This is a genomic window from Micromonospora psammae, from assembly GCF_036902725.1.
GTDB lineage: Bacteria > Actinomycetota > Actinomycetes > Mycobacteriales > Micromonosporaceae > Micromonospora.
On record NZ_JBAKHM010000021.1, the window covers coordinates 76,181 to 103,121 of the forward strand.

The 26,941-nt window shown below is 73.5% G+C and carries 30 protein-coding genes and 1 tRNA gene; 7 read left to right on the forward strand and 24 right to left on the reverse strand.

Annotated elements, in window-relative coordinates:
- The 13 genes from V6U79_RS22770 to V6U79_RS22830 all read right to left on the reverse strand — a co-directional run bounded on the left by V6U79_RS22770 (position 1) and on the right by V6U79_RS22830 (position 10,609).
- Positions 1–1,281 (reverse strand): nitric oxide synthase oxygenase, encoded by a 1,281-nt coding sequence (locus V6U79_RS22770; protein ID WP_442933810.1) that lies wholly within the window; start codon positions 1,279–1,281, stop codon positions 1–3.
- Positions 1,282–1,600: 319 nt separating this feature from the next.
- Complete coding sequence (locus V6U79_RS22775) at positions 1,601–2,194, reverse strand: MerR family transcriptional regulator (protein ID WP_334532550.1); 594 nt, start codon at positions 2,192–2,194, stop codon at positions 1,601–1,603.
- Positions 2,195–2,383: 189 nt separating this feature from the next.
- Positions 2,384–2,848, reverse strand: coding sequence for a bifunctional nuclease family protein (locus tag V6U79_RS22780; RefSeq protein ID WP_334532554.1), 465 nt, complete (start codon positions 2,846–2,848; stop codon positions 2,384–2,386).
- Between the two features lie 179 nt (positions 2,849–3,027).
- Positions 3,028–3,726 (reverse strand): transcriptional regulator FtsR, encoded by a 699-nt coding sequence (gene ftsR / locus V6U79_RS22785; protein WP_334532557.1) that lies wholly within the window; start codon positions 3,724–3,726, stop codon positions 3,028–3,030.
- Between the two features lie 50 nt (positions 3,727–3,776).
- Entirely contained in the window at positions 3,777–4,229 is a 453-nt protein-coding gene (gene odhI, locus V6U79_RS22790) for an oxoglutarate dehydrogenase inhibitor Odhl (protein WP_088962138.1), read from the reverse strand.
- 218 nt (positions 4,230–4,447) lie between these two features.
- Complete coding sequence (gcvH, locus tag V6U79_RS22795) at positions 4,448–4,828, reverse strand: glycine cleavage system protein GcvH (protein ID WP_334532560.1); 381 nt, start codon at positions 4,826–4,828, stop codon at positions 4,448–4,450.
- Positions 4,829–4,882: 54 nt separating this feature from the next.
- Positions 4,883–5,866: a DUF881 domain-containing protein gene (locus V6U79_RS22800; RefSeq protein ID WP_334615754.1), complete on the reverse strand. Its 984-nt coding sequence runs from the start codon at positions 5,864–5,866 to the stop codon at positions 4,883–4,885.
- A 10-nt stretch (positions 5,867–5,876) separates the two neighbouring features.
- Positions 5,877–6,209, reverse strand: coding sequence for a small basic family protein (locus V6U79_RS22805; RefSeq protein WP_067311500.1), 333 nt, complete (start codon positions 6,207–6,209; stop codon positions 5,877–5,879).
- Positions 6,206–7,153, reverse strand: a complete 948-nt coding sequence (locus tag V6U79_RS22810) for a DUF881 domain-containing protein (RefSeq protein WP_334615755.1) — start codon at positions 7,151–7,153, stop codon at positions 6,206–6,208. Before V6U79_RS22810 ends, V6U79_RS22805 begins: the two co-directional genes overlap by 4 nt.
- The gene (clsA, locus tag V6U79_RS22815) at positions 7,150–7,791 is read right to left on the reverse strand and encodes a cardiolipin synthase ClsA (RefSeq protein ID WP_334615756.1); all 642 of its coding nucleotides are present in this window, start codon (positions 7,789–7,791) and stop codon (positions 7,150–7,152) included. The genes V6U79_RS22810 and clsA overlap by 4 nt, the downstream gene beginning before the upstream one ends.
- Positions 7,792–8,089: 298 nt before the next feature.
- Entirely contained in the window at positions 8,090–8,563 is a 474-nt protein-coding gene (locus V6U79_RS22820) for a MarR family transcriptional regulator (protein ID WP_334615757.1), read from the reverse strand.
- 47 nt (positions 8,564–8,610) lie between these two features.
- Positions 8,611–9,798, reverse strand: coding sequence for a PP2C family protein-serine/threonine phosphatase (locus V6U79_RS22825; protein WP_334615758.1), 1,188 nt, complete (start codon positions 9,796–9,798; stop codon positions 8,611–8,613).
- Positions 9,799–9,862: 64 nt separating this feature from the next.
- Positions 9,863–10,609, reverse strand: a complete 747-nt coding sequence (locus V6U79_RS22830) for an SAM-dependent methyltransferase (RefSeq protein WP_334615759.1) — start codon at positions 10,607–10,609, stop codon at positions 9,863–9,865.
- 118 nt (positions 10,610–10,727) lie between these two features.
- Here V6U79_RS22830 and V6U79_RS22835 point away from each other — a divergent pair, with 118 nt between their 5' ends.
- From V6U79_RS22835 to V6U79_RS22845, 3 genes are all read left to right on the forward strand, one after another.
- Positions 10,728–11,609, forward strand: coding sequence for a universal stress protein (locus V6U79_RS22835; protein ID WP_334615761.1), 882 nt, complete (start codon positions 10,728–10,730; stop codon positions 11,607–11,609).
- A gap of 74 nt (positions 11,610–11,683) precedes the next feature.
- The gene (locus tag V6U79_RS22840; RefSeq protein ID WP_334532585.1) at positions 11,684–11,893 is read left to right on the forward strand and encodes a phosphatidylethanolamine-binding protein; all 210 of its coding nucleotides are present in this window, start codon (positions 11,684–11,686) and stop codon (positions 11,891–11,893) included.
- Positions 11,890–12,363: a hypothetical protein gene (locus tag V6U79_RS22845; protein WP_334532588.1), complete on the forward strand. Its 474-nt coding sequence runs from the start codon at positions 11,890–11,892 to the stop codon at positions 12,361–12,363. The genes V6U79_RS22840 and V6U79_RS22845 overlap by 4 nt, the downstream gene beginning before the upstream one ends.
- Here V6U79_RS22845 and V6U79_RS22850 read toward each other — a convergent pair.
- Positions 12,360–12,560, reverse strand: a complete 201-nt coding sequence (locus V6U79_RS22850) for a hypothetical protein (protein ID WP_334532591.1) — start codon at positions 12,558–12,560, stop codon at positions 12,360–12,362. The genes V6U79_RS22845 and V6U79_RS22850 overlap by 4 nt on opposite strands.
- 128 nt (positions 12,561–12,688) lie before the next feature.
- Here V6U79_RS22850 and V6U79_RS22855 point away from each other — a divergent pair, with 128 nt between their 5' ends.
- On the forward strand, positions 12,689–13,342 hold the full coding sequence (locus V6U79_RS22855; protein WP_334532594.1) for a hypothetical protein: 654 nt from the start codon (positions 12,689–12,691) through the stop codon (positions 13,340–13,342).
- Between the two features lie 4 nt (positions 13,343–13,346).
- Here V6U79_RS22855 and V6U79_RS22860 read toward each other — a convergent pair whose 3' ends face one another.
- The 9 genes from V6U79_RS22860 to fdh form a co-directional block, all read right to left on the reverse strand.
- A complete protein-coding gene (locus tag V6U79_RS22860; protein WP_334532613.1) occupies positions 13,347–13,535 on the reverse strand; it encodes a hypothetical protein in 189 nt (62 codons plus the stop codon).
- Between the two features lie 73 nt (positions 13,536–13,608).
- Entirely contained in the window at positions 13,609–14,877 is a 1,269-nt protein-coding gene (locus V6U79_RS22865; protein ID WP_334615762.1) for a hemolysin family protein, read from the reverse strand.
- Between the two features lie 9 nt (positions 14,878–14,886).
- Positions 14,887–15,084, reverse strand: coding sequence for a hypothetical protein (locus tag V6U79_RS22870; protein WP_334532600.1), 198 nt, complete (start codon positions 15,082–15,084; stop codon positions 14,887–14,889).
- A gap of 59 nt (positions 15,085–15,143) precedes the next feature.
- A complete protein-coding gene (gene selB / locus V6U79_RS22875) occupies positions 15,144–16,907 on the reverse strand; it encodes a selenocysteine-specific translation elongation factor (protein WP_334532603.1) in 1,764 nt (587 codons plus the stop codon).
- A gap of 1 nt (position 16,908) precedes the next feature.
- The gene (gene selA / locus V6U79_RS22880) at positions 16,909–18,207 is read right to left on the reverse strand and encodes an L-seryl-tRNA(Sec) selenium transferase (RefSeq protein WP_334615764.1); all 1,299 of its coding nucleotides are present in this window, start codon (positions 18,205–18,207) and stop codon (positions 16,909–16,911) included.
- Between the two features lie 22 nt (positions 18,208–18,229).
- Positions 18,230–18,325: transfer RNA gene (locus V6U79_RS22885), tRNA-Sec, on the reverse strand.
- 46 nt (positions 18,326–18,371) lie between these two features.
- Entirely contained in the window at positions 18,372–19,361 is a 990-nt protein-coding gene (gene nrfD, locus V6U79_RS22890) for an NrfD/PsrC family molybdoenzyme membrane anchor subunit (protein WP_442933811.1), read from the reverse strand.
- A gap of 206 nt (positions 19,362–19,567) precedes the next feature.
- Positions 19,568–20,674, reverse strand: coding sequence for a 4Fe-4S dicluster domain-containing protein (locus V6U79_RS22895; protein ID WP_334615767.1), 1,107 nt, complete (start codon positions 20,672–20,674; stop codon positions 19,568–19,570).
- Positions 20,667–23,957: a formate dehydrogenase gene (fdh, locus tag V6U79_RS22900; protein ID WP_334615768.1), complete on the reverse strand. Its 3,291-nt coding sequence runs from the start codon at positions 23,955–23,957 to the stop codon at positions 20,667–20,669. The genes V6U79_RS22895 and fdh overlap by 8 nt, the downstream gene beginning before the upstream one ends.
- Before the next feature lie 312 nt (positions 23,958–24,269).
- Between fdh and V6U79_RS22905 the strand changes: the two genes are divergently transcribed.
- Positions 24,270–24,434: a hypothetical protein gene (locus V6U79_RS22905; RefSeq protein WP_334615769.1), complete on the forward strand. Its 165-nt coding sequence runs from the start codon at positions 24,270–24,272 to the stop codon at positions 24,432–24,434.
- A gap of 272 nt (positions 24,435–24,706) precedes the next feature.
- Here V6U79_RS22905 and V6U79_RS22910 read toward each other — a convergent pair whose 3' ends face one another.
- Positions 24,707–25,300, reverse strand: coding sequence for a hypothetical protein (locus V6U79_RS22910; RefSeq protein WP_334615770.1), 594 nt, complete (start codon positions 25,298–25,300; stop codon positions 24,707–24,709).
- A gap of 646 nt (positions 25,301–25,946) precedes the next feature.
- Between V6U79_RS22910 and V6U79_RS22915 the strand changes: the two genes are divergently transcribed.
- Both V6U79_RS22915 and V6U79_RS22920 read left to right on the forward strand, forming a co-directional pair.
- On the forward strand, positions 25,947–26,279 hold the full coding sequence (locus V6U79_RS22915) for a hypothetical protein (RefSeq protein WP_334615771.1): 333 nt from the start codon (positions 25,947–25,949) through the stop codon (positions 26,277–26,279).
- Positions 26,276–26,935: a nucleotidyl transferase AbiEii/AbiGii toxin family protein gene (locus tag V6U79_RS22920; protein ID WP_334615772.1), complete on the forward strand. Its 660-nt coding sequence runs from the start codon at positions 26,276–26,278 to the stop codon at positions 26,933–26,935. The genes V6U79_RS22915 and V6U79_RS22920 overlap by 4 nt, the downstream gene beginning before the upstream one ends.
- Positions 26,936–26,941: the final 6 nt, after the last annotated feature.

Sequence of the window (26,941 nt, forward strand, 5' to 3'; positions counted from 1 at the left end):
TCAGTCCTCCTGCGTGCGGGCGAGCTCATGCCGCTGCCGCAGACTCAGCTCCGCCACACCCTCGGCGTCGTAGGCGCGGTCGGCCTGCCAGAGATTCGGATTCGGCACCCGGGTGTCGTAGTAGCGGTGGTGCACCGCGTGCAACGCCGCCCACCCCACACTCCCGTTGATCCACGACCAGTCCCCGTGCACCGGCCGACCCGCCCGCTCCTCCTGCGCGCAGAACTTCATGAACAGCTCCGACTCGGTGTGCGGATCCGACACCCGCACACCGGCCTCCTTGAACGAGTGCAGCACCGCCTGGTTGATCACCAGCACCGCGTGCTCCCGCCACAGGGTGTCCTCCCGGGAGGTGTCCAACCCCAACGCCGTCGCCACCACCAGCAACTGGTCGTAACGCGCCCGGTCGCCCATGTTCCGGGTGCCGATCTCGTCGCTCAGGTAGTGCCCGTTGAACGGCGCGCAGCTGTAGTCCACCCCACCGATTCGCAGCCGCATGTTGCTGATCACCGGCAGCGCGTGCCAGCGCAGCATCAGATCCGCGAACCACGGATACGACGGATGGGTCAACGCCACCTCACGCACCAGCTCCCGCGGCACAGCCACCACCGTCGGATCCTCGTGCGCCGTCTCGATCACCCACGGCAGCAGGTCGAACCGGCCCGGCACCGGCGACGGCCGCCAGCCCAGCCGCCGCGCCGCCTCCGTCATCCCCACCTGCGCCGGGTCACCCAGCACCGACCCGTCGGCCCGCCGGTGCCCGCAGTAGCGGATCAGCTGGTCGTTCCAGATCCGCGCCCGCGGACCCACCCCCGGACGGTCCGGCGCGAACACCGTGATCACCGACTGGATCCGGCCACCGTTGTCCCCGGCCGCCAGGTGCGCCGCCAACTCCTGCGCGATGCCCGCCACCGTGGTCACGTGCCGGCGGTCCCGGACCTTCAACCCCGCCCACCGGATCCGCCCCACGCACCGCGCCGACTGCCGCCACGCCACCTTCGCCCCGTACACCAGCTCCTCGCGGGTGTGCCGGTACGACCCGGTCAACGCGATCTCCTCGCGTACCTCCGCCAACCGCTCCGCCAACCCCGGCAGCCCGCGCTCGGCGTGGAACAACTGGAGGAACTCCGCCGCCTCCGCGGCGACGTCGTCACCGCCGGCCCGCTCGGTGGCCGGCTCACGCGGCGCCGCAACGCCCGTGACCGGGCAGGAGGCCGCGGCAGCGTCGACGTCGGTGTGGTCGGCGACGGCGCCGCCGGCCCGTACGGAGCGGAGCCCGATGTGGTGGTCAGTGTGCACTTCGGCTCGTTTCCCCGTTCTCCCGCGGACTCCGGCGCGACCTGCGCACCGCCCCGCACCTCAGCTCCACACCATCCACAAGTCATCACGCACAGTGACGGGACGGTGTCCTTGGTGATTGCCTTGGACAGGATTCCTGGGAACACCACAACTGTCAACAACACGACTTCCGCCGGGAAAGTTGCACAGTGGACAATGCTCACCGGACCGTCCCACCCATCGGACCCCGCAGGTCACCGCCGCCCTCCGGCACGACGAAGCGCCGCGACCAGGTTCCGGTCGCGGCGCCCGAAAGAACGAATCAGCCCGCCCGACGCCGCGCCCGACGCGCCGCCAACTCATCACCCACCACATCGGACACCGGCTCCGGGGGCGCCGCGCCACCGGCCACCGCCGGCTCCGCCGGCAGATGCGACAACGAACCCTGGATCTCCTTGAACGCCCCACCGATCGCGATACCGAAGACCCCCTGGCCGCCCTGCAACAGGTCGACCACCTCCTCGGGCGACCGACACTCGTACACCGTCGTCCCATCCGAGATCAGCGTGATCCCCGCCAGATCCTCCACCCCACGCGACCGCAACGCCTCGATCGCCTTCCGGATGTTCTGCAGGGACACCCCGGCGTCCAGCAACCGCTTGACGACCTTCAACACCACCAGGTCCCGGAACGAGTACAACCGCTGCGTACCCGACCCCGACGCGTCCCGCACACTCGGCACCACCAGCGCCGTCCGCGCCCAGTAGTCCAACTGGCGGTAGGAGATCCCCACCGCATGGCAGGCCGTCACACCCCGGTAACCCACCGAACCGTCACCGTCCGTCGCCACCGGCGACGACACCGCACCCGATTCGTCCCGCTCGACACCCGGCTCAGGATCCCGCGGCTCGTGCATCCCGACAACCTCCCCGTCAGTGCGGTGACACGTCGTTTCCGGGACGTGCACCCCTCGACACGGCAACCCTATCCCCGCATCCGGGGGTTACCACGGAGGAACAGTCGCGACACGCCGCGCACCGACACCGACGACCACTCGACGCACCCGACCGTCACACACCGTGACGACAGGATGCGGAGACGCCGGTCAGCCCGCGAAATCCTCCGGACGCACCTGGTCCAGGAACTCGCGGAACTTCTCCACCTCGTCCTCCTGCTCGTCCGGAATCACGATCCCCGCCTCACCGAGGACCTGCTCCGCACAACGAATAGGAGCACCCACCCGCAACGCCAGGGCGATCGCATCACTGGGCCGGGCCGACACCCGCACCCCGTCACCCAGCAGCAGATCGGCGTAAAAGACGTTCTCCTTCAGCTCGGTGATCTCCACCGCCCGCAACGGCGCCTTCAACGCCGCCAGCACGTCCCGCAACAGATCATGCGTCAACGGCCGCGCCGGCTTGACACCCTGCTGCTCGTAGGCGATCGCCGTAGCCTCGACCGCGCCGATCCAGATCGGCAGATAGCGGTCGCCCTCTACCTCCCTGAGCAGGACGATCGGCTGGTTGCTGGGCAGCTCCACCCGAACTCCGACCACGCTCAGCTCGCGCACCGCCGCCTCCGTGTCGTCGTCACCTACGCACCGCGCCCTTCCCTGCACGGTACACGGACCGCGACACGGTCGTCCCATGCGCACCAGCACCACGCCCGCGCCAGAAAAGGGTTACCCCGGCAAGCCTACGGCACGCTTCCCGGGGCAGATCTTTCCGCACGGACACCACCAGGGCCGGCTCACCGACCCAACGTCGAGCGCAACCCCACCCGCACCAACGCCGCGTGCAACTGCTGCGACAACGCCATCAACTCCCGCGCCGTCTCCGCCGCCCGCGCCCGCGCCGCCGGATCACTCTGCCGCACCAACGGCGCCACCAACTGCGCGAACAGACCCACCTCACGATCCGCCGCCGACCGGTACGCCCGCAGATGCCGCGGCTCCAACCCGTACGCCGCCAACCCCGCCACCGCCCGCGCGATGATCAACGCATCCGCGTCGTACCACCCCGGCGGATCCGACACCAGGACGCCCAGCCGCTCCAGCTCGCCCACCGTCGACTCGTCGAGCCCACTGCGCGCCACCAGATCAGCCCGCCCGAGCCGCACCTGCGACGACTCGGGCTCCTCCGCCTCCCGGCCCGGCACCTCACCACCCGGACCCACCGCCACCAACGTCGGCCGCTGCCGACCCGGCGCCTCACCGTCGGCATCCCACTGGGCCAACTGGTCGCGGATCACCCGCAACGGCAGATACTGATCCCGCTGCGCGGTCAACACGAACCGCAGCCGGGCCACGTCGTCCCAGCTGTACTTCCGGTAACCCGCCGCCGTCCGCTGCGGCTCCACCAGCCCCTCGGACTCGAGGAACCGCAGCTTCGAGATCGTGACGTCCGGGAACTCCACCCGCAGCTGCCCCAGCACCTCACCGATACTCATCAGCGGGTGCGACCGGGCCGACCCGGGCGGCATCGACGCCGCAGGCTCGTTCACCCCCGGCCGGCCTCCTCCTCCGGGCGCGGACCGGCGATGAACACCACCCGGAACTTACCGATCTGCACCTCGTCGCCATTGCTCAACGTGGCCGCCTCGACCCGCTCCCGGTTCACGTACGTGCCGTTCAGGCTGCCCACGTCCCGCACCGTGAACGTCCCACCGTCCCGGTGGAACTCCGCGTGCCGCCGCGACACCGTCACGTCGTCCAGGAAGATGTCACTGTCCGGGTGCCGCCCACTGGTCGTCACGTCGTGGTCCAACAGGAACCGGGCACCCGCGTTCGGGCCCCGACGAACCACCAGCAGCGCCATACCCGGGGGCAACGAGCCGGACATCCGGCTCGGCACCACATCGGTGTCCGGACCCTCCAGCACTTCGTCCAGCGAACCGAGATTGAGCGTCGAAGTGACGTCGAGCGGGGGGAACTCGTCGCCTGGGCGCGTCATGGGACCACCTCACGGATCTGTTCGGTCAGCGTCGCGGTAATGGCGGGTCTGGCCGCCGGGCAGTCGCACACCCGGCGGCTGGCTCCCCGTGCCAGGGAAGGCAATTACACAACGCTCAACTATTGGGGTTCTCGGTCGACTGGGCGAGCCTAGCCAGCGCCGAAATGCAGGGCAACCGGACGCGCGGAGAACATCACCCACGCCCGGCACAGGGCAACTCAGCTCTCGGTGAGCTCGCGGTACGCACCAGCGGACAACAACCCGTCCAACGCCGCCGGATCATCCGGCGTGATCTCCAACAACCACCCCGCACCGTACGGGTCCGTGTTGATCACATCGGGAGTGTCCGCCAGCGCCTCGTTCCGCGCCGCCACCGTACCGCTCACCGGCGCGTAGATCTCCGACACGCTCTTGGTCGACTCGATCTCACCCAACGGCTCACCGGCGGCCACCACCGCGCCCTCGTCCGGCAACTGGACGAACACGATGTCACCCAACGCGTCCTGCGCGAAGTGGGTGATGCCGACCCGGACGGCCCCGCCGTCGGAACCGACCACCCATTCGTGTTCGGCGGTGTAACGCAGATCCTCAGGAATCACCAGACGCGTCCTCATCCATCCGTGCACCGGGGAAACCCGGCGCTGCCGCGCCGATCAGGAGACCGGACGGGCGTGTTCCAGCTTCAACGGAGCGTGCAGCGCCGAAACCTCGGCAACTTTGGGCTCGTCGACGCTCACGGTACCGCCATCGCCTTTCACCGACGCGATCACCCCGCCCGGAATGTTCAACGCGGTACGCATCGTCGTCGGATCACCGATCACCGTGATCGAGTACGGGCCCCGGATCGTCCGCCCGTCCACCACCAGAGCCCCGTCCGGCCCGTCCAGGAAGAACGTCGACGCGATGATCCGCACCGGCGAACCCTCACCACCGGAGATCTGCATCGCCTCCGCGCCCGCGCCCCGCAACTCCTGCACCGCGTCCAGGATCTGATCGGCCCCGACCGGCTTGCCGCCGGCGTCGAAACGCACACTCAACCCCGGCCCGCGCGCCGGCAGCGTCCCCGCCAGGATCCCCAGCTCGTCGGCCCGCCGCGTCGCCTCCTGCAACGCCGCCTGCCGACCCTGCTCACCCGAGCGCAACTGCCGCTGGCTCTCCTCCAGACCGGCGATGTCCTGCTGCAACCGCTTCTGCCGCGACTCCAGATCCGAGAAGATCCGGACCAGGTCCTCCTGCCGCGTCGCCGCCAGCGTCGGATCCGTCGACGTGGTCTTGAGCTGCACCACCAGGGTGAACCCCAGCAGCGCCAGCAACACCCCGATCATCACCCCGGCCGAGCTGACCCGCCGGCCCGGCGCCGCCACCGCGGCCACCCCGACCGGCTCCGACTCCACCGACCCGGCCGACTCCACCGACCCGGCCGACCGGTCCGCCGCCGGCGGCAGGTCGGCCAGGTTGACCGTCTCCCCGTCGTCGTCCGGCGACTCCCCCGGCTCCGCCACCGGCGCCAACGGACTCAACTCGTCCGGATCCGGCGCGTCCGGTCGCGGATCCGGCTCACCCGCCGGCCCCGAGGGCCGCACCGGCTCCGCCTGCTCCGGCCACCCGGTGCCCGTGTCCCGCTGCTCGTCGCTCATCGCCACAAACCTACGCCCGGAACAGGTGACGACGGATCGCCGCCACGTTGCCGAAAATCCGCACCCCCAGCACGACCACCACACCGGTGGAGAGCTGACCGCCCACCCCCAGCTGGTCACCCAGGTACACGATCAGACCCGCCACCAGCACGTTCGAGATGAACGACACCACGAACTGCTTGTCGTCGAAGATCCGGTCCAGCTTCGCCCGCACCCCACCGAACACCGCGTCGAGCGCCGCCACCACCGCGATCGGCAGGTACGGCTGCAACGCGGCCGGCACGGTCGGGTCCAGGTAGATCCCGAGAACCACACCGGCGAGCAGCGCCAGCACCGCGATCATCGGACACCTCCGGAGGGGCGAGAGGACGTACCCGAACCGGTCGGCCCGGGACTGGACGAACGGTCGGCACCCGACCCGGACGGCGACGGGCTCGGACTGACCGAAGGCTCCGCGTAGCGTAGCCGCGGCTCCGTCGCCGCCGGCAGCGTGAGGTCCTCCGCGTCCCGCACCTGGAACGACAGGCCGGCGATCTTCGCCACCCGGCGCATCAGGTACGCCGACCGGCTCTCCTCGAACCGGTCGCGCATCGGACCCGGCCCGATCGCCGTCACCTCGTACGGGCTCGTCACCGGACGGAAGTCCACCAGGATCGCCGCTCCCGCCGAGCGGATCGTCGACGTCGCCGTCAACCGCTGCCCGTTGATCGCCACCGCCTCCGCCCCCGACGCCCACAGGTCGTTGGCGACCTTCTGCAGGTCGGAGTAGAGGACCTTGTCCGGGCCGACCTCCGAGTCACCGGTCACCGCGTCCTCGTCCTTGGGCGCCGCGTCGGTCAGCCGCACCACCACGCCGTCCCCGCGCACCCGGCCCAGACCGGTCCCCGCCTCCAGGTTGCGCAGCCGGGCCGCCTGCGAACCGCTCAACGCCGCGTCCCGCTGCCGGCCGACCTCCTCGCGCAACCGGTCGGCGCGGACACTGAGCTGGTCGGTCTCCGCCTCCCGCTGCTGGATCTGCGCCACCAGCCCGGCCCGCGCCTGGCTGCGGCTCGGCTCGTCGGCCACCGTCTCCCGGTACGCCACCGCGAACAGGAATCCGACCGCGGCGAGCACCACCACGGCCACCGCCCTCGCCGACGTCCCGCGCCACCCCTGCGGGGCCGGCGACCGCTCCCGCCGGGCCGCCGCGTCGGCGTACCCGGGGTCGAGCGGATTGCGGAACAGCTCGGTGAGGAAGTCCGGGGCGTACACCCGGCCCGGACGCTGGCCCGGCTCCGGCGCGCTCACGCCGCCGCTCCCCGGGAGTCGGCGCGGACGGCCCGGACCAGCCGCCCGGCCTGGACCACGTACATCGCGCCGGCCACCCAGTACAGGACCAGCCCCCACCAGGCCAGCCCCCAGCCGATCGCGCCGGCGGCGGTCGCCACCGGCACCGACGCGGAGGCGAGCAGCAGGATCGGGAACGCGGCGAGCAGCAGAAACGTGGCGGTCTTGCCCACGTAGTGCACCGGCGGCGGGCCGTATCCGTACCGTCGCAGCACCGCCAGCGAGCCGATCAGCAGCAGCTCGCGGGCCAGCAGCGCGGCGGTGAACTGCCACGGCACCACCTCGCGCACGGTGAACGCCAGGAGCGTGGCCAGAATGTAGAGCCGGTCGGCGAGCGGGTCGAGCAGCTCGCCGAGGCGGCTGACCTGACCGAGGCGGCGGGCGATCCAGCCGTCCACCCAGTCGGTGGTCCCGCCGATGGCCAGCACCACGACCGCCGCCACGTCCGCCTCGACCACCAGGAAGAGCCAGAGGAACAGCGGTACGCCGAGCAGCCGGACGAAGCTGATCAGATTGGGCAGGGTCAGTACCCGGTCGGCGGCGTCGGTCTCGCCGTCCGAGCGGTGCGGATGCTCTGCCCGAGCCGGCCGACGCGCCACCGATCCTCCCTCCGCAGCACGATCCGGGTGCCTGTCGGGCACCCGGCGGGACGTGCGCGTTTCCCGGGCCGGCCGTCGCCGGCGCCTCGGTGATCCCGGGCTGGGACCTCCCCCTGACGCGGTCCCCGAGCGTCGTGGTCGTGGACCGGTGCGTTGCGCAGCCACTATATCGGGCTCACGTCTGCTCCCCCGAACCCCGCGTCGGCGTCGCCGACCGGTGTGCCGTGTGTGGTGCGTCACCACCCGTAAGGCATCCTAGGACACTAGCTGAATGCGGCGTCCCTGCTCACGTTGGTGGTCAGGCCGTGCGGGCCGGGGCGTCGGCCTGGGATGCCGGCGCGGCGTCGGCCTCGGCGGCCTGGCCGAACGCCAGCAGCGCCAGCAGCAGCTCGTGCTGGGCCCGCGGCGTCATCCGGTCCAGCACCGTCTGCACCGCCCGGTGCCGCCGGTCCTTCAGCTCCTGCAGCAGCGTCAGCGCCGCCGGCGTGGGAATCAGTCGGACCTCCCGGCGGTCGCGGGGATCAGCCACCCGGCGCAGCAGCCCGGTGGCCTCCAGCCGGTCGCAGAGCCGGCTGGCCGAGGACGGCACGACGTCGAGCAGCTCGGCCAGGCGGTTGACGTTGGTCTCCGGCCGGTCGCTGATCAGGGCCAGCACCCGCAACTGCGTCGGCGGGACCGTCACCTGGTGCCGGGAAGCGGCCGGGTCGAGCACAGCCAGGAGCGCCTCGGCGGCAGCGTCGATCGCCGCGGCAAGATTCGGAGGTCGCTCCACCCGCTGTCCCCTGCGATTGTCCCGCTGTTCCGTGGCCGTCGGCCCGGTTACCGTTCGCGCCACCCGTCACCACCGCCGGTCCCGCGCCAGTCCAGACAGACGACGACGGCGTCGTCGCGAAGGTCGGTCTCCGCATGATAGGCGAACAACTCGCGCATCACCGTACCAACCGCCTCGGTGGCCGGCTGCAACCGCGTGGACCGCATCGACCGCGTCATCGCCCGCTCCCCGTACGTCTCGTGGCCGCCGGGGCAGGCCGCGTACACCCCGTCGCTGACCACGAAGAGCCGGTCCCCCGGCTCCAGGTCGAACTCCTGCACGTCGTACCGGGTCTCGGCGAACATGCCCAGCGGCAGCTGCTGCTCCAGGGTGATCGGGGTGACCGTGCCGCCACGCAGCCGCAGCACGTGCGGGGAGCCGGCGTCCACGGCCCGGACCCGTCCGGTGGCGGTGTCCACCGAGAGCAGCAGCGTGGCCACGTGCCGGCGTCCGCGGTGCTGGTAGTAGATGGTGTCCGAGGCGAGTTCGGCCTGCTCCACCAGGCTGCCGCCGGAACGGCGGGCGTTGCGCATCGCGTTGACCGTCAGCGCGGTCAGCAGCGCGGCGGCCAGGCCGGTGCCGGTGCCGTTGAGCACGGTGACGGTGAGCCGTCCGGCGTCGACGGACCAGTCGAAGTGGTCGCCGCCGACGGTGTACGCCGGTTCGAGCTGCCCGGCCAGCAGGAACGACTCGTGCGTGACGCTACGCCCGGGCAGCAGGTCCCACTGCATCTCGGCGGCCATGGTGAGCCGCTCCCGCCGCCGGGCGCGCCGGTAGCGGTCGGTCTCCCGGTCGGCGGCGCGCAGCGCCGTGGCCAGGTCACCGGCGATGTCACCGAGCCGCCGCACGAGGCCCGCGTCGCTGGCGTGCGGGAACTCGACCAGCAGCACGCCGAGCCGCTCACCCCAGGCGGTCACCGGCGTCCAGACCCGGCAGTGCCCGTCGTCCCGGCCGTCCAGCACCGGCTGCTGACTGCTGAAACAGCGCTGGGCCACCCCCTGGCAGGCCAGGAACCCGGCGTCGGGCAGCTCCGGGTCGAGCACCGGCAGCAGCCCGGCGATCCGGTAGTCGGCGAGCAGGACCTCGACGCGGGAGGCGCCGAGCGTCGACCGGAGGTACCGGTCGACGGCCTCCACCAGCTGGTCGGGCGGGGCCTCGCGGAGAGCGCGCGACACTGCTCCGGGGGCGTCCGGCATCTTCGTCCTCCGAGAAATTCTTGCTGTAGAGCAAGAATCATACGGAGGGCGGGGCATCGACCGGTCAGCCGGCCGGCTTGGTGGCGAGCCCGCCGTGGAAGGCGTCCGGCACGGCCGCCGGCTCCCCCACCGGGCGCCACCGGGACACCGGGACGATGCCGTCGGCCGTCGGCGCCCAGCGGCCCAGCAGTGGCGCGAACGCCGCCGGGGCGCGCATCCGGAACTGCGGTCCCATCATGGCCAGCGCCTCCGGGTACGCCGCCAGCTCCTCGCTGTCGAAGTCGACCGCGAGGAAAGTGCCGGGTGCGGCCGCCTCGTAGAGCTCGTCCAGGGTACGCGCCAGCGTGTCGTCGTCGAGGAAGGCGGCGAGCCCGAGGAAGACCACCCCGACCGGCCTGCGGCCCCACCCCGGCACGAACCGGTGCAGCTGGGCCGGGTCCACCGTGCCGATGTCGGTGGCGTCGCCGTACCCGTAGCCGGCGCGGTCGCTGCCGGCCAGGATCTGCTGCCCGAGCCGGACGGTCACCGGATCGACGTCGGTGTAGAGCACCGTGGCGGAGGTGGCCACCTCGTGCACGTTCCCCCGGGTCGGCAGCCCCGCGCCGAAGACCAGGAAACCGTCCACCCCGGCCCCGGCCATGGCGGCCACCGCCCGGCCCAGGAAGGCCCGCAGGTCCTGGAAGATCGCCGCACACGGCCCGTACGCCCCCTCGAACGCCCGGGCCGCCGCCACGTCCACCGGATAGTGGTGCGTACCGCCCAACCAGAAGTCGATCATGCGGGCGGTGCTCGGCTGCTCCGGCTCGGCCATCGACGGCGCTCCTTCCCTCGGGTGGCCGACAGCGTAACGACGGCGACCGGGCTCGCGGTATCGCCCCGGCGACAGTGCCACGGCCGCGATACTGGCCGCGGGTAGGAGGTGCGGCGACGTGAACTCGGCGAACAGCGCGGCCGTGGTGGTGGGCGTGGACGGCTCGGAACGGGCGCTGCGCGCCGTCCGGCTCGCGGCCGCGGAGGCCCGCCGGCGGCACCGGCCGCTGCGGGTGGTGCACGCGTTCATCTGGCCGCTGCTGCGGGTGCCGGTCGAACCGCCCGAGGGTGCGCCACCCGGCGGCGGGCTGCGCCACCAGGCCGAGCAGGTGGTGGCCGACGCGGTGGCGGCGGCCGAGGCGGCGGCGCCCGGCGTACCGGTCACCGGCGAGATCATCGACGGGGAGGCGGCCGCGGTGCTGCTGGGCGAGTCCCCCGCCGCCGCCCTGATCGTGCTCGGCGACCGCGGACTGGGCGGCTTCGCCTCGCTGGTCGTCGGCTCGGTCGCCGTCCAGGTCACCACGTACGCCGACTGTCCGGTGCTGGTGGCCCGCGGCGAGGAACACGCCGGCGGGCCGGTCGTGGTCGGGGTGGACGGCTCGCCGGCCTCCCGCGCGACGGTCGAGTTCGCCGCCGAACAGGCCAGCCTGCGCGGCGCGGCCCTGCACGCCCTGCACGCCTACCGGCATCCGGCCTCCAGCGGACCGGGGGACATGCAGCCGCTGGTGTACGACGAGTCGGCGCTGCGCGGCGAGGAGGACCAGGTGCTCACCGAGTCGCTCGCCGGCGTGGCGGACCGCTACCCCGACGTGCCGATCACCCACCGGGCGGTCCGGAAACGACCGGCGGCCGCGCTCACCGAGGCGTCCCGCGACGCCCTGCTGGTGGTCGTCGGGGGGCGGGGGCACGGACCGCTGACCGGGCTCCTGCTCGGCTCGGTGAGCCACGCGGTGCTGCACCACAGCGCCAGCCCGGTCGCCGTGGTGCGGGCCCCCGGGTGAGCGCGGTTGGTCCGTTGCCGAACGGGTAGACGGCGCGGGTACGGCACGCGGCGACAGCGACCGAGGAGGCGGCAATGTCAGGACCACGGCCGGGAAGCAACGCCTACGACAAGGCCCGCGCGCGGCTGCGCGACCTGATCGAGCAGTCCGGACGCGCGGCCGACCAGGAGGCGAACCAGGTCGCCAACCGGATCCTCCAGGAAGATCGCGGACAGCGGGGCGTGGCCCGGGGCGAACGGACGTACGGCCCCAAGGGCGAGCGCGAACCCGGTGACCCGAAGTGAGGTCGTCGGCCCTCGTCGACGGGGCGATCGCCGGCGCGGTGGGCACCACCGCGCTGAACGTCGTCGGCTATCTGGACATCCTGGTCCGTGCCCGACCGCCGAGCAGCGCCCCCGCTGCGAGCGCCCGCCGGATGGCCGAGCTGGCCCGGCTGGACCTGGGACCCGAGGAGCGGGCGGTCAACCGCCACGAGGGCCTCGGAGCCCTGCTCGGCTACGCCACCGGCGTCGCGGCCGGGGTGGCGTTCGCGATGCTGGTCAAGCGGCGGATGCCCCTGACCGCGGCGACCGGGCTGCTCGGGGGCGGGGCGATGGCGATGTCCGACGTGGCGATCACCGCGCTCGGGGTGAGTGACCCGCGCACCTGGACCCGCACCGACTGGCTGTCGGACATCGTGCCGCACCTGGCCTACGGCGTGGCGGCCGCAGCCACCTGGAACCGGCTGCGGCCGCCCTCCGGGCGGGGACGTTAGCCCTGCACGCTGTCGTCATCGGCGGTCGACCCGCCAGGTCCGTACGGTGAGGCCTGTCCCTTCGGGACAGGCCGTCCCCGGTCACCGGTCGAGTGGCTCTTGTTGAGCGGGTGGCCGGCCGGCTTGGGCCCCTTGCTGTCCTGGCTCGTCGCGCCCTTGTCGTTGCGGCGGAACTCCTCCTGCTGCGGCTGCACCACGGCGGTCTCCTCCCGGGTCTGGTCGGACGCGGCGGTCGCCGGTCCTGCGATGGCTTACCCGCCGCCGTGGAGCGCATTCGACCACCGGCCGCCCGGCTGATCCGTCACAGGACGGGTACTGCCCGGTCATGGGGGACGAACGACAGGTGGCCCGGGTGCTGCTGGACCGGCAGGGACGCACCTACGCCGAGGAGGCGGGCATCCGGCTGACCGACCGGCCGGGTCCGCTCTACCAGCTGCTGGTGCTCGCCACCCTGCTGAGCACCCGGATCAGGGCGCAGGTGGCGGTGGCCGCCGCGCGGGAGCTCTTCGCCGCCGGCTGCCGTACGCCGCAGGCGATGGAGGCGGCGAGCTGGCAGGACCGGGTCGACGCCCTCGGTCGCGGCCACTACCGCCGCTACGACGAGCGGACCGCCACCATGCTCGGCACCGGCGCACGGCTCTGCCTGGACCGCTGGCACGGTGACCTGCGGCGGCTGCACCGGGAGGCGGGCGGGGAGTCCACCGCGCTGCGTCGGCTGCTGACCGAGTTCCCCGGGATCGGGCCGACCGGCGCGGACATCTTCCTGCGCGAGGCGCAGACGGTCTGGCCGGACGTGCGCCCGTACGCCGACCGGCGGACTCTGGCCGGGGCCCGGCGGCTCGGTCTGCCGGCGAACCCGAGTGGCCTGGCCGGTCTCGTCGGCGAGGCGGACTTCGGACGGCTGGCCTCGGCGCTGGTTCGGGTGGCCCTGGGCGAGGAGTCCGCCGGGGAGGTCAACCGCGGCGCCGGGGCCCGCTGAACCCTCACTTGGCCGGCTTGTCGCCCGGCTTGGTCAGGTGCCACACCAGCAGCGCGGCCAGCAGGGCGAGCAGCACCAGCCCGCCGGAGATGCCGCCACCGCCGTCCTGGTCGGCGCTGCCGGTGACGCCGAAATAGATCACCGCGAGCCCGGCGAGCACCGCCAGGAACTTGCGAATCCCTTGGTCCCTCACGTTTCGGACGGTACGGCGGCACAACGCCGGGCACCGGCGTTTCCGCACCGCTTCCCCCGTCCGGGGTACCCGGTCAGCAGCCGGCCGCGGGACCGCTCAGCCGGACCCGGCGGACCGCCCGGTCGGCGACCTCCACCACCTCGATGGTCAGGTCGGGCAGCCGGACGGTTTCCCCCGCCCCGGTGGGCAGCCGGCCCAGGCCGGCCAGGACCAGCCCGGCGACCGTGGTGTACTCCCGCGACAGCGGGAAGGTCAGCCGCACCCCGACGTCGGGCAGGTCGTGCAGCGGGAAGTCGCCCGACAGCAGCAGCGCCCCGTCGGGTTCCCGGACCACCCCGCGCACGTCCCGGTCGGTCTCGTCGTACAGCTCCCCGACGACCTCCTCCAGCAGATCCTCCATGGTGATCAACCCGTCGATGCCGCCGTGCTCGTCGACCACCAGGGCGAGCTGTTCGTGGCGCTGCCGCAGCTGGCGGATGGCGTCGGCGACCGGCAGGGTGGCGGGCAGCAGCAGCGGTGGCCGGGCCAGCTCCCCCACCGAGGCGTCACCGGCGTCGACCAGGTCGCGGATGTGCACCACCCCGCAGACGTCGTCCAGCCCACCCGGCCCGATCACCGGCGCGCGGGACCGGGCGGCGCCGGCCAGCCGCCGCACCGCGTCGGCGGCGGGCATGGTGGCCGGCAGCACCGTCATGTCGCGCCGGGCGACCAGGACCTCCCGCAGGGTACGGCCGGCGATGTCGAACGCCCCGGACAGGATCTCCCGCTGCTGCGCCGACAGGCCCCGCTGGCTGACCAGCATCTCCCGCAGCTCGTCCTCGGTCATCTCCTGCCGACGGGCCCCCGGGTCCCCGCCCGCGAGCCGGACCAGCAGGTCGGTGGCGCGGCTGAGCAGCCAGACCGCCGGCCGGGACAGCCGGGCCGCGACGTCCAGCGGCGCGGCGCTGAGCAGCGCCCAGCGTTCCGCCCACTGCATCGCCAGCCGTTTCGGGGCGAGCTCCCCGACGACCAGGGTGACGAAGGTGAGCACCACGGTCACCGCGACCACCGCCACCGGTTGCGCCGCCCGGCCGAGGAAGCCCAGCGGCCCGACCAGCGGCTCGGCCAGCGACACGGCCGCCGCCGCCGAGGCGAGGAACCCGGCCAGGGTGATGCCGAGCTGGATGGTGGCCAGGTAGCGGTTCGGTTCCCGGACCAGGCGGGCCACCCGGTCGCCGGCCCGACCGGAGCGGCCCAGTCGCCGCAGCTGCCCCTCGCGGAGGGTCACCAGCGCCATCTCGCTGCCGGAGAGGGCGGCGTTGACCAGCACCAGTACGGCCACCAGGGCCAGCTGACCGGCCATCACACCCCCTCAGTCGCTTTCCAGGTCGTCCAGGGAGATGGCGTGGGTCATCAGCCAGCGGGCCAGCGCCGTCATGCCGAACAGCCAGAGCGGCGCGGACTCGGTGGTGCCGTTGGTGGCGAAGATGGCGAAGCGCAGGTCCGGCGCCCGGTACGCCTCGATCCGCCAGCGGTGGCCCTTGTCCCGCCAGACCGCCGAAGGGTCCATCCCGTCACCGTAGCGACGGCGCCGTGTCCCGGAACCGGTATCAGCGGATGAGGCCCGCCTCAGCCGGGCGGAGCGACCACCTCGCGGGCGTCGTCGGGCAGCCGCCGGGTCGCCCCGCGCCGGTCCAGCAGCTCCAGCAGCGGCACCGCGACCCGGCGGGTGGTGTCCAGGGCCTGCCGGGCGGCGCTGAGGGTGAACGGCTGCGGCAGGGCGGCCAGCACCCGCACCGCGTCGTCGACCGCGCCGGGCAGCAGCACCACGTTCTCCGCCAGCCGCAGCAGCGCGCCGGCGCGTACCGCGGCGCCGATCTCGCGGGGGCCCAGGCCGAGGGTGGCGAGCCGGCCGGCCTCGGGGGCGCGGAACGGGTGGTCGGCGTACTCGGCGCGGACCCGCCCCACGGCGCGGGCCACCGGCTCGGGCAGCGCCCCGGCGCCGGCCACGGCGACCCGGCCGGCGCGCAGCGTCAGCGGCGGCCGGACCAGGGCCTCGACCAGCGCGCGGTCGGGCAGGTCGAGGCGATGGCGCAGCGCGTCCACCGGCGCGCCCGGTTCGAGGGGGTGCTCCCGGGCGTACCGGGTGGTCTCCTCGACCAGCCGGGCGGCGAGCCGCCGCCAGTGCTCCGGGTCGGCCAGCCAGTCACCGGCGACCGGGGTGGCGGTGACCGGCACCCCCATCCGGGCGAGGTCACCGGCGCGGACCAGCGCCCGGCGCCGCAGCTCCCCGGCGAGGTCGGGGCGCCCGTCCAAGCCGGCCAGCACGGTCGCCCGGGCCGCCGCGGCGCCCCGGCGGCGCAGCGGGGGCGGGGCGACGTCGAGCACGGTGACCCCGCCGCTGACGTGGTGCCGGCCGGGGTCGCGCAGCAGCGCCCGGTCACCGACGAGCAGCGGCAGCGGGCGGGCCAGCCGCAGCCGGAGGGTGTCCGGGCCGAGCGGGCGGACCCGGGCCGCGACGGCCGCCGAGCCGACGTGCAGGGTGAGGGTGGCCGGCAGGTCACCGGCCGGGTCGCCGGCCAGCCGCACGTCCAGCAGCTCGGTCCGGCCGAACCGGCCGGGCGTGAGCAACGCGTCGCCGCGGGCCAGCCGGTCCCGGGCCACGCCGCGCAGGTTGACCGCCACCCGGGCCACCGCGTCCACCCGGTCCTGGGCGGCGCCCAGGCGGTGCAGGCCCCGGACCCGGACCGGGTCGCCGCCGCCGGCGAGTTCGAGCTGGTCGCCGACGCGCAGCCGGCCGGCGCCGAGGGTGCCGGTGACCACGGTGCCGCTGCCCCGGATCGTGAAGGACCGGTCCACCCACAGCCGCACCGGGGCCTCGACGTCCGGTGTCGGCAGCCGGGCGACCAGCCGGTCCAGGGCGGACCGCAGCTCGGGCAGGCCCACGCCGGTGACCGCGCTGACCGCCACCGCCGGCACGTCGCCCAGCGAGGTCGCGGCGATCTCCGCCCGGGCCTGGGCCAGCGCCGGCCCCGGATCGGCCAGGTCCGCGCGGGTCACCACCAGCAGCCCGTACGACACCCCGAGCGCGTGCAGCGCGGCCAGGTGCTCCGCGGACTGCGGCATCCAGCCCTCGTCGGCGGCGACCACCAGCAGCGCGGCGGGAACGGGGCCGACCCCGGCGAGCATGTTCGGCACGAACCGTTCATGGCCGGGCACGTCGACGAAGGCGACGGTGCCGCCGGCGGGCAGCGTGGTCCAGGCGAAGCCGAGGTCGATGGTCATGCCCCGGCGGCGCTCCTCGGCCCACCGGTCGGGTTCCATCCCGGTCAGCGCCCGGACCAGGGTGGACTTGCCATGGTCGACGTGCCCGGCGGTGGCGACGACGTACATCTCAGCCGGCCACCCGCAGCACCGCGGCGCGCAGGACGTCGTCGGCGGCGGCCGGCACGCAGCGCAGGTCCAGCAGGAGCCGGCCGCGGAGCACCCGGCCGAGCACCGGCGGCTCACCCAGGCGCAGCGGCGCGGCGTACGCCTCGGGCAGGCTCAGCGCCCACGAGTCCAGCTCGACGCCGGGCGCCCCACCACCGCCGACCACGGCGGCGCTGGGCACCACCTCGGCCTCGCACCCGGCAACGCCGAGGGCGTCGCGCAGCCGTTCGGTCCGCTCGCGCAGCGCGGCCGGGTCGGCGCGCAGGGCCGCCCGGGTCGGGTTGTCCGGGGCGTGCAGGGTCGCCGCGAGGGCGGCGAGGGTGAGCTTGTCCACCCGCAGCGCCCGGGCCAGCGGGTGCCGGCGCAGCCGCTCGACCACGTCGGCGGCGCCGAGGAGCAGCCCGGCCTGCGGGCCGCCGAGCAACTTGTCGCCGCTGGCGGTGACCAGCGCGGCGCCGGCGCGCAGGGTGCTCGCCGCGTCCGGCTCGTCGGGCAGCAGCGGGTCGGGGGCGAGCAGCCCGGAGCCGATGTCGGCGACCACCGGCACGCCGAGGGTGGCCAGCTCGCCGACGCCCACGGCGGAGGTGAAGCCGGTGACGAGGAAGTTCGACGGGTGGACCTTGAGCACGAAGCCGGTGCGCGGCCCCAGCGCCGCGGCGTAGTCGTCGAGGGTGGTGCGGTTGGTGGTGCCGACCTCGCGCAGCCGGGCGCCGGTGCTCTCCAGCAGGTCGGGCAGGCGGAACCCGTCGCCGATCTCGACCAGCTCGCCCCGGCTGACCACGATCTCCGCGCCGGCGGCCAGGGCGGTGGCGGCGAGCACCAGCGCCGCCGCGCCGTTGTTGACCACGTGCACGGCCGGCGCGTCCGGGACGGCGGCGGCGAGCGCGTCGAGGGCGTCGCGCCCGCGCCGGGCCCGCCGGCCGGTACGCAGGTCCAGCTCCACGTCGGTGTGCCCGGCCGCGGCGGTCACCGCGTCGACGGCGGCCGCCGAGAGCGGGGCCCGGCCCAGGTTGGTGTGCAGCACGACGCCGGTGGCGTTGAGCACGGCGCGGGGCACCGGGGCGGGCAGCGCCGCGAGCGCCGCGTCGCGTACCTGCTCGGGGGTGATCTCGCCGCGGCGGGCGCGCTCCTGGGCGCGGCCGACGACGGCCTTCACCCGGTCGCGGCCGAGGGTGGCCACGGCCGCGGCGAGTCGCGGGTCGGCCAGCAGGGTGTCGGTGCGCGGCACCCGCCGCCGCGGGTCGGCCGGCCCGTCGCCCATGTGTGTCATCTCCCGAGCGGTGTGGCGGAGACGGACGGGAATCGAACCCGCCTGGCCCGGATCCCGGACCACACCGGTTTTGAAGACCGGGAGGGGCACCAGCCGCCTGAACGCCTCCGCCCAGGAGTCAACCACAGCGCCAGGCGGGCCACGCGGCGAGGTCGTCAGCCCTCGCCGGCCTCCCGGCGGCGCAGCCGTTCACGCTGCGGCACCACCGTGTACTTCGGATCCTTCGCCGAGGCGACCCCGCCGTGGAAGATGCCGAACCGGGTCGCCACCGAGGCGGCGAGCAGCAACCCGCCGGAGAGCGCGGAGAGCGCGCGGCTGCGGCGGCCGACCAGGGCCCCGACCACCCCCACGGCGGTGAGCGCCCGCCCGGCGCGCAGCAGCCGCCCGGCGGTGCCGATCCGGTAGGGCTCGCTGAGCAGGCCCATCCTGGTCTCCACCGAGTGCGAGCCGAACAGCTCCAGGGCCGCGCCGGCCACCGCCATCCGCCGGGCCGGACCGGCCTGCGCGCAGGGCGCCGCGATCAGGCCCACGCCGGCGCCGCTGGCCAGCGCGCTGCCGGCGAAGATGACCGGCAGTTCCGGGTACGCCTCGTGCCAGGACGGCACCGCCGTCCCGGCGAGCAGCACCCCGGTGTACGTGGCCAGCGCCGGCGCGGTCGCGGCGGCGGCCAGCCCGGCGGCGTGCCCGACCGGCGGCAGCACCCGGCGGGCCAGCCCGGACACCCCCCGCTCGGGCAGCCAGGGTGCCGCCTCGGCGATCGCGGCGACGCCCGCGGCCGGCCCGAAGGCGGTGAGGATCCAGGTGCCCACCGACATCGGCGACGTCGGCTTGGCCACCCGCAGCATGTGGTGGAACCGGGCCGGCCGCCCCAGGTCGTGGATCAGGAAGTACGCGCTGGCGGTGACCGCGCCCAGCGCGGTGACCCGGCCGGCCCGGCGCAGCGCCGGCCGGCCGGTCAGCTGACCGCCCGCGGCGAGCAGCGACGAGCCGGCGGCCAGCCCGCCGGTGAACAGGTACGCGGCGATGTCCCAGCGCCACACCGGCGGCTTGAGGATCGGCCGGCCGTAGTACGAGGTGAACTCGGCCTCCGGGACGGTCAGCTCCTCGCCGCCGCGCCCGCGGCGCCTCCCGCGTCCCCGGGTCACCGGGTCGGCGTCCCGCGGTGGCCGGGGAGCGAGCCCGACCTCCGCCGCGACGGAGTCACCGCGCGCCGCCGCCGGGTGGCTGCCGTCGGTCTTCGGGCCGTACGGCGCCGACGGGCGGCCCGGTCCGCCGAACCGGTCCGGGCCCTCCGCCGCCAGGCGCTGCCGGAAGCGACGGAACAGGGCACCCACCGGGGCGCGGTCCGGACTCACGAGGAACCTCCGACGAACGCGGCGACGGTGGCCGCCGCCATGGCCAGCGCAGCCAGGCCGGCCCGCTTCCACATCCTGGGCAGGTCCCGGGTGGTGACCACCGGGTCCGGTGGCAGGCCGTAGACCTCCGGCTCGTCCAGGAGCAGGAAGAACGCCCCGTCGCCACCGACCCCGTCGGTCGGGTCGTCGCCGTAGAGCCGGGCCTCCGGCACGCCCCGCCCGTGCAGGGTGGCGACCCGCCGCGCGGCCCGCTCCCGCAGCTCGTCGAGGGGGCCGAACTGGATCGACTCGGTCGGGCAGGCCTGCGCGCAGGCCGGCGTCATGCCCGCGCCGAGCCGGTCGTAGCACAGGGTGCACTTCCACGCCCGGCCGTCGCCCTTGCGCTGGTCGATCACGCCGTACGGGCAGGCGGAGATGCAGTAGCCGCAGCCGTTGCAGATGTCCTCCTGCACCACGACCGTGCCGAACTCGGTGCGGAACAGCGAACCGGTGGGGCAGACGTCCAGGCAGGCGGCGTGGGTGCAGTGCTTGCAGACGTCGGACATCATCAGCCAGCGGAAGTCGGTGCGCTCCTCGGCGCCGGTGCCGCGGCCGGGCGGCTGCGACCCGGGCATGCCGAGGAACCGCGCACCGTTCGCGGGAGCGGCGGCGTCGGTGCCGTTGGCGACCGCTCCACCGGTGCCGGGCGGGGCGCCGGTGGCCATCCGGGCGGCCGTCGCGGGCGCGCCCGGCGGCACGCCCGGATCGGTGCCGGTCGGGGTGCCGGTGCCGGCGGCCACCGCCGCCGACGCGGCGCTGGCCGAACCGCCCGTCGGGGCGCCGGCGAACGGCGGGGTGCGCCCGCCGGCGGGGCGGGGCTGCTCGATGAAGGCGACGTGCCGCCACGAGTTCGCCGTCAGCGCGCCGGTGTTGTCGAACGACATGCCCAGCAGGTCGAAGCCGGACGCCGGGACGCCGTTCCACTCCTTGCAGGCCACCTCGCACGCCTTGCAGCCGATGCAGACGCTGGTGTCGGTGAAGAAGCCCATCCGGGGACCGGCGGCGACCCAGCCGGCGTCCGGTGCGGGGTCCAGCGGGCCGTACAGGCTGTTGGCGTCAGGCATCGTCGGCCCCCTCCCCGGTCGGCCCCGCCGGGTGGCGGAGCCTGGTCGTCACCGTCGGCGGCGGGTGACCCGGGACGATGCCGGCCCGCCGCTGGTAGTCGGCGACCAGGTCCCGCAGGGCCGGCCCGGTCGGCCGGCGCCCGGGGCGTACGTCGCAGGTGCCGATCTTGCTCTCCTGGATCAGCACGTTCGGATCCAGGGTGATGCCGAACAGGTCGTTGGCCGAGTCGCCGGTCACGATCCCCTCGAAACCGAAGTGGTACGGCAGCCACAGCTGGTGGATCACCCGGCCGTCCACCCGCAACGGGGTGAGCCGGTCGGTGACCAGCACCTTCGCCTCGATCACCGCCCGCCCGCTGACCACGTGCGCCCAGCCCAGGTGGGTCAGGCCCGCCTCGGCGGCGAGCTCCGGCGACACCTCGACGAACATCTCCGGTTGCAGCTCGGCCAGCGGTCGCACCATCCGGCTCATCGCACCGGCGGTGTGGTGCTCGGTGAGCCGGCTGACCGTGAACACGTACGGGAAGACCTGACTGTGCGGCTGCGGCGGGCTCGGGTTCACCGAGTTCACCGGGTGGTCGTAGATCTTGCGGGTCGGGTTGGCCTGCTGCCCGTAGAGCGGGTTGCGCATCGGCGACTCGGCCGGCTCGTAGTGCGTCGGCAACGGGCCGTCGAGCACGCCGCTGGGCGCGTACAGCCAGCCCTTGCCGTCGGGCTGCATGACGAAGGCGTCGTCACCGGCGATCCCCTCCGGACCGGACGCCCCGGCCGGCGGCCGGTACGACGGCGGCTTGGACCGCTCGAAGTCCGGCACGTCGTAGCCGGTCCACTCGCCCCGCTGCGGGTCCCACCAGACGTAGCGCTTGCGCTCGCTCCACGGGCGGCCCTCCGGGTCGGCGGAGGCGCGGTTGTAGAGCATCCGGCGGTTGGCCGGCCACGCCCAACCCCACTCGGCGGCCACCCAGTCCTGCTCGTGCCGGCTCTTGCGGCGGGCCGCCTGGTTGACGCCGTCGGCGTACACCCCGGTGTAGATCCAGCAGCCGACGGCGGTGGAACCGTCGTCGCGGGCCTCGGTGAACGCGGCGAGCGGGCGGCCCGTCGCCACGTCGTACCCGTTGATCTCGCGCAGCACCGCCTCGGCGCTCGGCTCGGCGTGCGGACCGTGCGTCGGGTATTCCCAGGCCAGGTCGAGCAGCGCCCGGTCGCGGGGCAGGTCGGAGTCGGCCAGCTTCTCCCGCAGCCGGCGGCCCAGGTGGTAGAAGAACCACAGCTCGGAGCGGGCGTCGCCCGGCGGCTCGGTGGCCTTCTCCCGCCACTGCAGCAGCCGCTGGGTCTGGGTGAAGGTGCCCTCCTTCTCCACGTGCGACGCGGCGGGCAGGAAGAACACCTCCGTCCGGCACTCCTGCGGCACGATCTCGCCGGTGGCGACCTCGGGGCCGTTCTTCCAGAACGTGGCGCTCTCGATCATGAACAGGTCGCGGACCACCAGCCAGTCGAGGTTGGCCATGCCGAGACGCTGGGCCCGGCCGTGCGCGGAGCCGACCGCCGGGTTCTGCCCCAGCAGGAAGTAGCCCTTGATCTTGCCGTCGATCATGTTCAGCACCTGCTGATAGGTGCCGTGGTCGCCGGTCATCCGGGGCAGGTAGCCGTAGCAGAAGTCGTTCTCCGGCGTCGCGCTGTCACCCCAGTACGCCTTCAGCAGACTCGCCGCGAAGGACCGCGCGTTGCCCCAGAACCCCTTCTGGCCCGGATGCCGGATGCTGTCCACCCACTCGTCGAAGGTCGGGTGGTCGGCGTGGTGCGGCATCGGCAGGTAGCCGGGCAGCAGGTTGTACAGGGTCGGGATGTCGGTCGAGCCCTGGATGCTGGCGTGCCCGCGCAGCGCCAGCACCCCGCCGCCGGGGCGGCCCAGGTTGCCCAGCAGCAGCTGGATGATCGCCCCGGTGCGGATGTACTGCACGCCCACGCTGTGCTGGGTCCAGCCCACCGAGTAGATCAGGCAGCCGGTGCGCTCCCGGCCGGAGTTCTCCGTCCAGGCCCGGGCCAGCTCCAGGAACTTCTCCTGCGGGATGCCGCAGACCCGCTCCACCATCTCCGGGGTGTAGCGGGCGAAGTGCCGCCGCAGGATCTGGTAGACGCAGCGGGGGTGTTGCAACGTCTCGTCCCGCTGGGTCTCGCCGTGCACCTGGGCGCCGTGCGACTCGTGCCGCAGGCCGGCCGCACTGTCGCGCTCCTTCGCGGTGTGACCGCTGCCGGAGTCGCGCTCGTGGCCCTTGTACTGCCAGGTGTCCTGCACGTAGCTGCCGGTCTCCGGGTCGAAGCCGGAGAAGAAGCCGTCGCCGTCCTCGGTGTCGACGAACTGCTCGCTGATGATCGTCGCGGCGTTCGTGTACGCCAGCACGTATTCCCGGAAGTCGAGCTCGTTCTCCAGGATGTAGCGCACCACTCCGCCGAGCAGCGCGATGTCCGAGCCGGCGCGGATCGGCAGGTACGTGTCGGCCACGGCGCTGGTCCGGGTGAACCGGGGATCGACGTGGAAGACCTTGGCGCCACGGCGCTTGGCCTCCATCACCCACTGGAAACCCACCGGGTGGGCCTCGGCCATGTTCGAGCCCTGGATGACGATGACGTCAGCGTTGGCGAGGTCCTGCTGGAAGTCCGTCGCGCCACCGCGACCGAAGCTGGCCCCCAGACCGGGGACGGTGGCGGAGTGTCAAATCCGGGCCTGGTTCTCGATCTGGAGCGCCCCCATCGCCGTGAACAGCTTCTTGATGAGGTAGTTCTCCTCGTTGTCCAGCGTCGCCCCACCGAGGCTGGAGATGCCCAGCGTCCGGTTCAGCGGCCGGCCCTCGCTGTCGACGTCCTCCCAGGTCTCGGCGCGGGCGGCGAGGATCCGGTCGGCGATCATGTCGAGCGCGACGTCGAGGTCCAGGTCCTCCCACTCCGTGCCGTACGGGCGGCGGTAACGGACCGTGGTCTGCCGCAGCGGGCTGGTGACCAGGCTCTTGCTGGCCGAGCCCTTGGGGCAGAGCCGGCCCCGGGAGATCGGGCTGTCCGGATCCCCCTCGATCTGGGTGACCTGACCGTCCTTCACGAAGACCCGCTGGCCGCAACCGACCGCGCAGTACGGGCAGACCGAGCGGGCGACGCTGTCGGCGGCTTCCGTGCGGGGGGCCAGGCTCGCCGAACGGGCGGACTGCGCCGCGGCGCCCCGGCCCAGCGGGTCGGTGCCGGTGAGCTGACGGTAGACCGGCCAACCCTCGATGAAGGTGCGCAGACCCATCCCCCCGCACCCCCTCCCCGACGTCGCGGAAGCCGACCTCCTGAAGATAGGTCAACGCGGCGGGCGCGGCGAGCCCAGCAGACGATCTTTTCGACGGTGGCGGGTACCGGCGCAGACAGCGCCGCCCCCGACCCTGTCGGGTCGGGGGCGGCGCCCGGGGTGTCGGTGTGCAGGTCGCCTCTCGGCGAGTGGCACGACGCGGCTCCAGCCGAACGGTATTCCGCGAAGGCAATTTAGGTGAGGCCCGGGGACACTGGACACACCGACACCTGACTCAACAGGCTACCCCCACCCGGTGTTCCACCCCCCGGAGTGACCACCGCCACCCTCGCTCGCACCCGACGCCCGCCCCTGGTGCACGCCCTCTTAACCCGGCCGAGCGGGTGGCGCGCCAACTGCTGCACCCCGGACATGTTCTCCGGCTGGGGCATCCGGAAGCTGTGCCGGGAGGAGCCGGCCTACAACGGCCTCGGCTAGCACCTGGGACCCCGGTCCCGACCCCGGTGGCCGCCCTCGCGTCTGCCCCCGATGCCCGTTCTCGGCCCCGACCTCGCACAAGCTCGCGACGCCCATGAAGTTATCGGCATTGTGGATCTCCGAACCCGGCGACAACTTCATGATCATCAGGGCGGGGGTTGGGATTTGGGGACAGTTGTTGTCGTCCCAGCGACAACAACTGTTCACGATCCGCCGAGTCAGACGCCGCTGGCCGGCACCCCAGACTGGGGGTGCCGGCCAGCGGTCGGTTGTCAGTTGTTCCAGTGCTTGGCGACGAGGTCGGCGGCCTGCTGCTCCCACTGTGCGTAGTGGAAGGGGTAGGCCGAGACCTGCACGGTCTGGGCGGCCTCGGTCAGCGGCATGTCCTGCCACCCGTCGACCTGCTTCAGACCCTTCAGGAACGCCAGGGTCGCGTACTCCGGGTCGGTGATCTGCTCCACCGTGCCCCAACCCGAGCTCGGGCGCTGCTGGAACAGGCCCTGCGAGTCGTGGTCGTTGCGCGCACCCAGGTGACCCAGGTTCTCCAGCTTCGACTCCTGCAGCGCGGTCGCGATCGCCACCACGGCGGCGCGCTCGTCCATGTCGGCCTTCTTGGTGGCGGCGATGATCGCCTTGACGTTGGCGGTCTGCTCGGCGTTCAGGTCGATGCGCGACTGCTTGCCCTGCACACCGTGCGGGATCAGCTTGCTGCCCTTGTCGGCCTTGTCGGCCTGCACCACGGCGACGGCCTTCGCCTCCACCGTCGGGGCGGCGTGCGCCTCGGCCATCGGGCCGGCGAAGATGCCACCGGCAAACGCCAGACCAGCGATGCTCAGCATGCCCTTACGCAGAATCATCGAGTTCATCAGAGAAGCTCCATTCGGGGGTTGGCGACGCGTCCCAACGGGGGTCGGGACACGCGCAAGCACCACGATCAGGCGCTCATTCAGAGGAAAAGAAAGTCTTCGACCGGCGGGCCAGCAAGCCGGGGGGCTCGCGTCGCCGGAACTGTTTGTAACGACTACCGGCCGGCCATCATTCCGCCGAAAGCGACGGCGGCTCTCGCCCGTGAGACCGGGCCGGGGGACGTAACGACCACCGGCCTGCCGTCATTCCGCCAAGAGGGGCGGGCCTGCTCGTGTAATCGTCCAGGGGATGTAACGACCGACCGCCTGCCGTCATTCCGCCGGGGGGTGGGCCATCGGGCGGCAGCGCAAGTCACCGCTGCTGCCGTCGTACAGGAGATGTAACGACCCCGGCCCCGCCACGATTCCAGCTTGAGAATGCCGCCGGTCACGGGACGCACCCACCGCCAGCGGACAGGCCGGACGCGCCCCCGGCAAGCCGACACGCTGGAAACGGACAGCCGGCCTGAAACACCCCAGCGGGCGCACGGGCCGCTCTGCCGGCGCCACGGCAACACCCGACCACCGGACCCGCCCGGGACGGCGCACGTATCGCGAGTGGGAAGCGGTGAGCGGTACCGGACCGGTTCGGGGTTACCCTGACAGCATGCAGGCCGTCGTCCCCACCGCGCCCGACCTGGCCCGTCCGGGTCGCCCCGCCGTGGTGGCGCGCACCCTGGCGGAGCTGGCCGGCCCCACCCGGGGCGTGGTGGAGCTGCCGGTGCGGCTGATGTGGAACGCCGACCGTACGTTCGACCTGGCCGACCCGGACCAGCTGCTCTGGATGTACGAGAACGTGCTGCGTGAGACGACCCGCGCCGAGGACCTGCGCCACCTGATCAACGGGCGCACCCTGCGTCGGGTGTGGCGGCGGTTGAACCTGCCCCGGGGCGTACGGCAGGCGTGGGAGAGCCGGCACCGCGGTCTGCGCGCGGCGTGAACCTGCCGCACCTGCACGACTTCTACCGCGAGGTCGCCCGGGTGGCGCTCTCCGCCGCCGGACCGCACCGTTTCGTGCTGGGTGGCGGGATCGCCTGGGCGGCGCACGGCCTGGTCACCCGCCCCACCGAGGACGTCGACCTCTTCGCCGACGTGGAGGGCGCCGCCGCGGCGGCCGCCACCGAGGTACGCGCGGCGCTGGAGCGCGCCGGGTTCACCGTCGCCGACGCGGACCCGGACAGCGATCTCGGTGACCTGTTCGAGGGTTTCGACCGGGACATGAAGGACTTCGTGGTCACCCGCGGATCCCGGCGGATCCGGCTCAGCCTGGCCCGCCTCGACCGGTACCGGTCACCGGTGGTGATGGACCTGGGACCGGTGATGGACGTCCGGGATCTGGTCGCCAACAAGATCGCCGCGCTGGTCAACCGGCGCGAGGTCCGTGACTACATCGACGTGTCGGCGGCGCTGGACCACTACCCGGTCTCCGAACTGCTCGATCTGGCCCGGCAGGTCGACCCGGCGCTCGACGCCGACGACGTCCGGGAGGCCGGACGCTACCTGGACCGGATACCGGACCGACGCTTCGCCCGGTACGGGCTGGACGCCGCGCAGGTCGCCGAGCTGCGGCGGCGACTGGCCGCCTGGCCCCGGTGACCGGCG

Bases quoted from the DNA above. Each gene is read 5' to 3' on its own strand.
- V6U79_RS22825 (WP_334615758.1), bottom strand. From the start codon at position 9,798: ATGCCGGACGCCCCCGGAGCAGTGTCGCGCGCTCTCCGCGAGGCCCCG.
- V6U79_RS22775 (WP_334532550.1), bottom strand. From the start codon at position 2,194: ATGCACGAGCCGCGGGATCCTGAGCCGGGTGTCGAGCGGGACGAATCG.
- V6U79_RS22855 (WP_334532594.1), top strand. From the start codon at position 12,689: ATGGGGGACGAACGACAGGTGGCCCGGGTGCTGCTGGACCGGCAGGGA.
- V6U79_RS22800 (WP_334615754.1), bottom strand. From the start codon at position 5,866: ATGAGCGACGAGCAGCGGGACACGGGCACCGGGTGGCCGGAGCAGGCG.
- V6U79_RS22870 (WP_334532600.1), bottom strand. From the start codon at position 15,084: ATGGACCCTTCGGCGGTCTGGCGGGACAAGGGCCACCGCTGGCGGATC.
- V6U79_RS22865 (WP_334615762.1), bottom strand. From the start codon at position 14,877: ATGGCCGGTCAGCTGGCCCTGGTGGCCGTACTGGTGCTGGTCAACGCC.
- V6U79_RS22840 (WP_334532585.1), top strand. From the start codon at position 11,684: ATGTCAGGACCACGGCCGGGAAGCAACGCCTACGACAAGGCCCGCGCG.
- V6U79_RS22915 (WP_334615771.1), top strand. From the start codon at position 25,947: ATGCAGGCCGTCGTCCCCACCGCGCCCGACCTGGCCCGTCCGGGTCGC.
- selB (WP_334532603.1), bottom strand. From the start codon at position 16,907: ATGTACGTCGTCGCCACCGCCGGGCACGTCGACCATGGCAAGTCCACC.
- selA (WP_334615764.1), bottom strand. From the start codon at position 18,207: ATGGGCGACGGGCCGGCCGACCCGCGGCGGCGGGTGCCGCGCACCGAC.
- V6U79_RS22830 (WP_334615759.1), bottom strand. From the start codon at position 10,609: ATGGCCGAGCCGGAGCAGCCGAGCACCGCCCGCATGATCGACTTCTGG.
- V6U79_RS22910 (WP_334615770.1), bottom strand. From the start codon at position 25,300: ATGAACTCGATGATTCTGCGTAAGGGCATGCTGAGCATCGCTGGTCTG.
- V6U79_RS22805 (WP_067311500.1), bottom strand. From the start codon at position 6,209: ATGATCGCGGTGCTGGCGCTGCTCGCCGGTGTGGTTCTCGGGATCTAC.
- odhI (WP_088962138.1), bottom strand. From the start codon at position 4,229: ATGACGCGCCCAGGCGACGAGTTCCCCCCGCTCGACGTCACTTCGACG.
- V6U79_RS22895 (WP_334615767.1), bottom strand. From the start codon at position 20,674: ATGCCTGACGCCAACAGCCTGTACGGCCCGCTGGACCCCGCACCGGAC.
- ftsR (WP_334532557.1), bottom strand. From the start codon at position 3,726: ATGAGTATCGGTGAGGTGCTGGGGCAGCTGCGGGTGGAGTTCCCGGAC.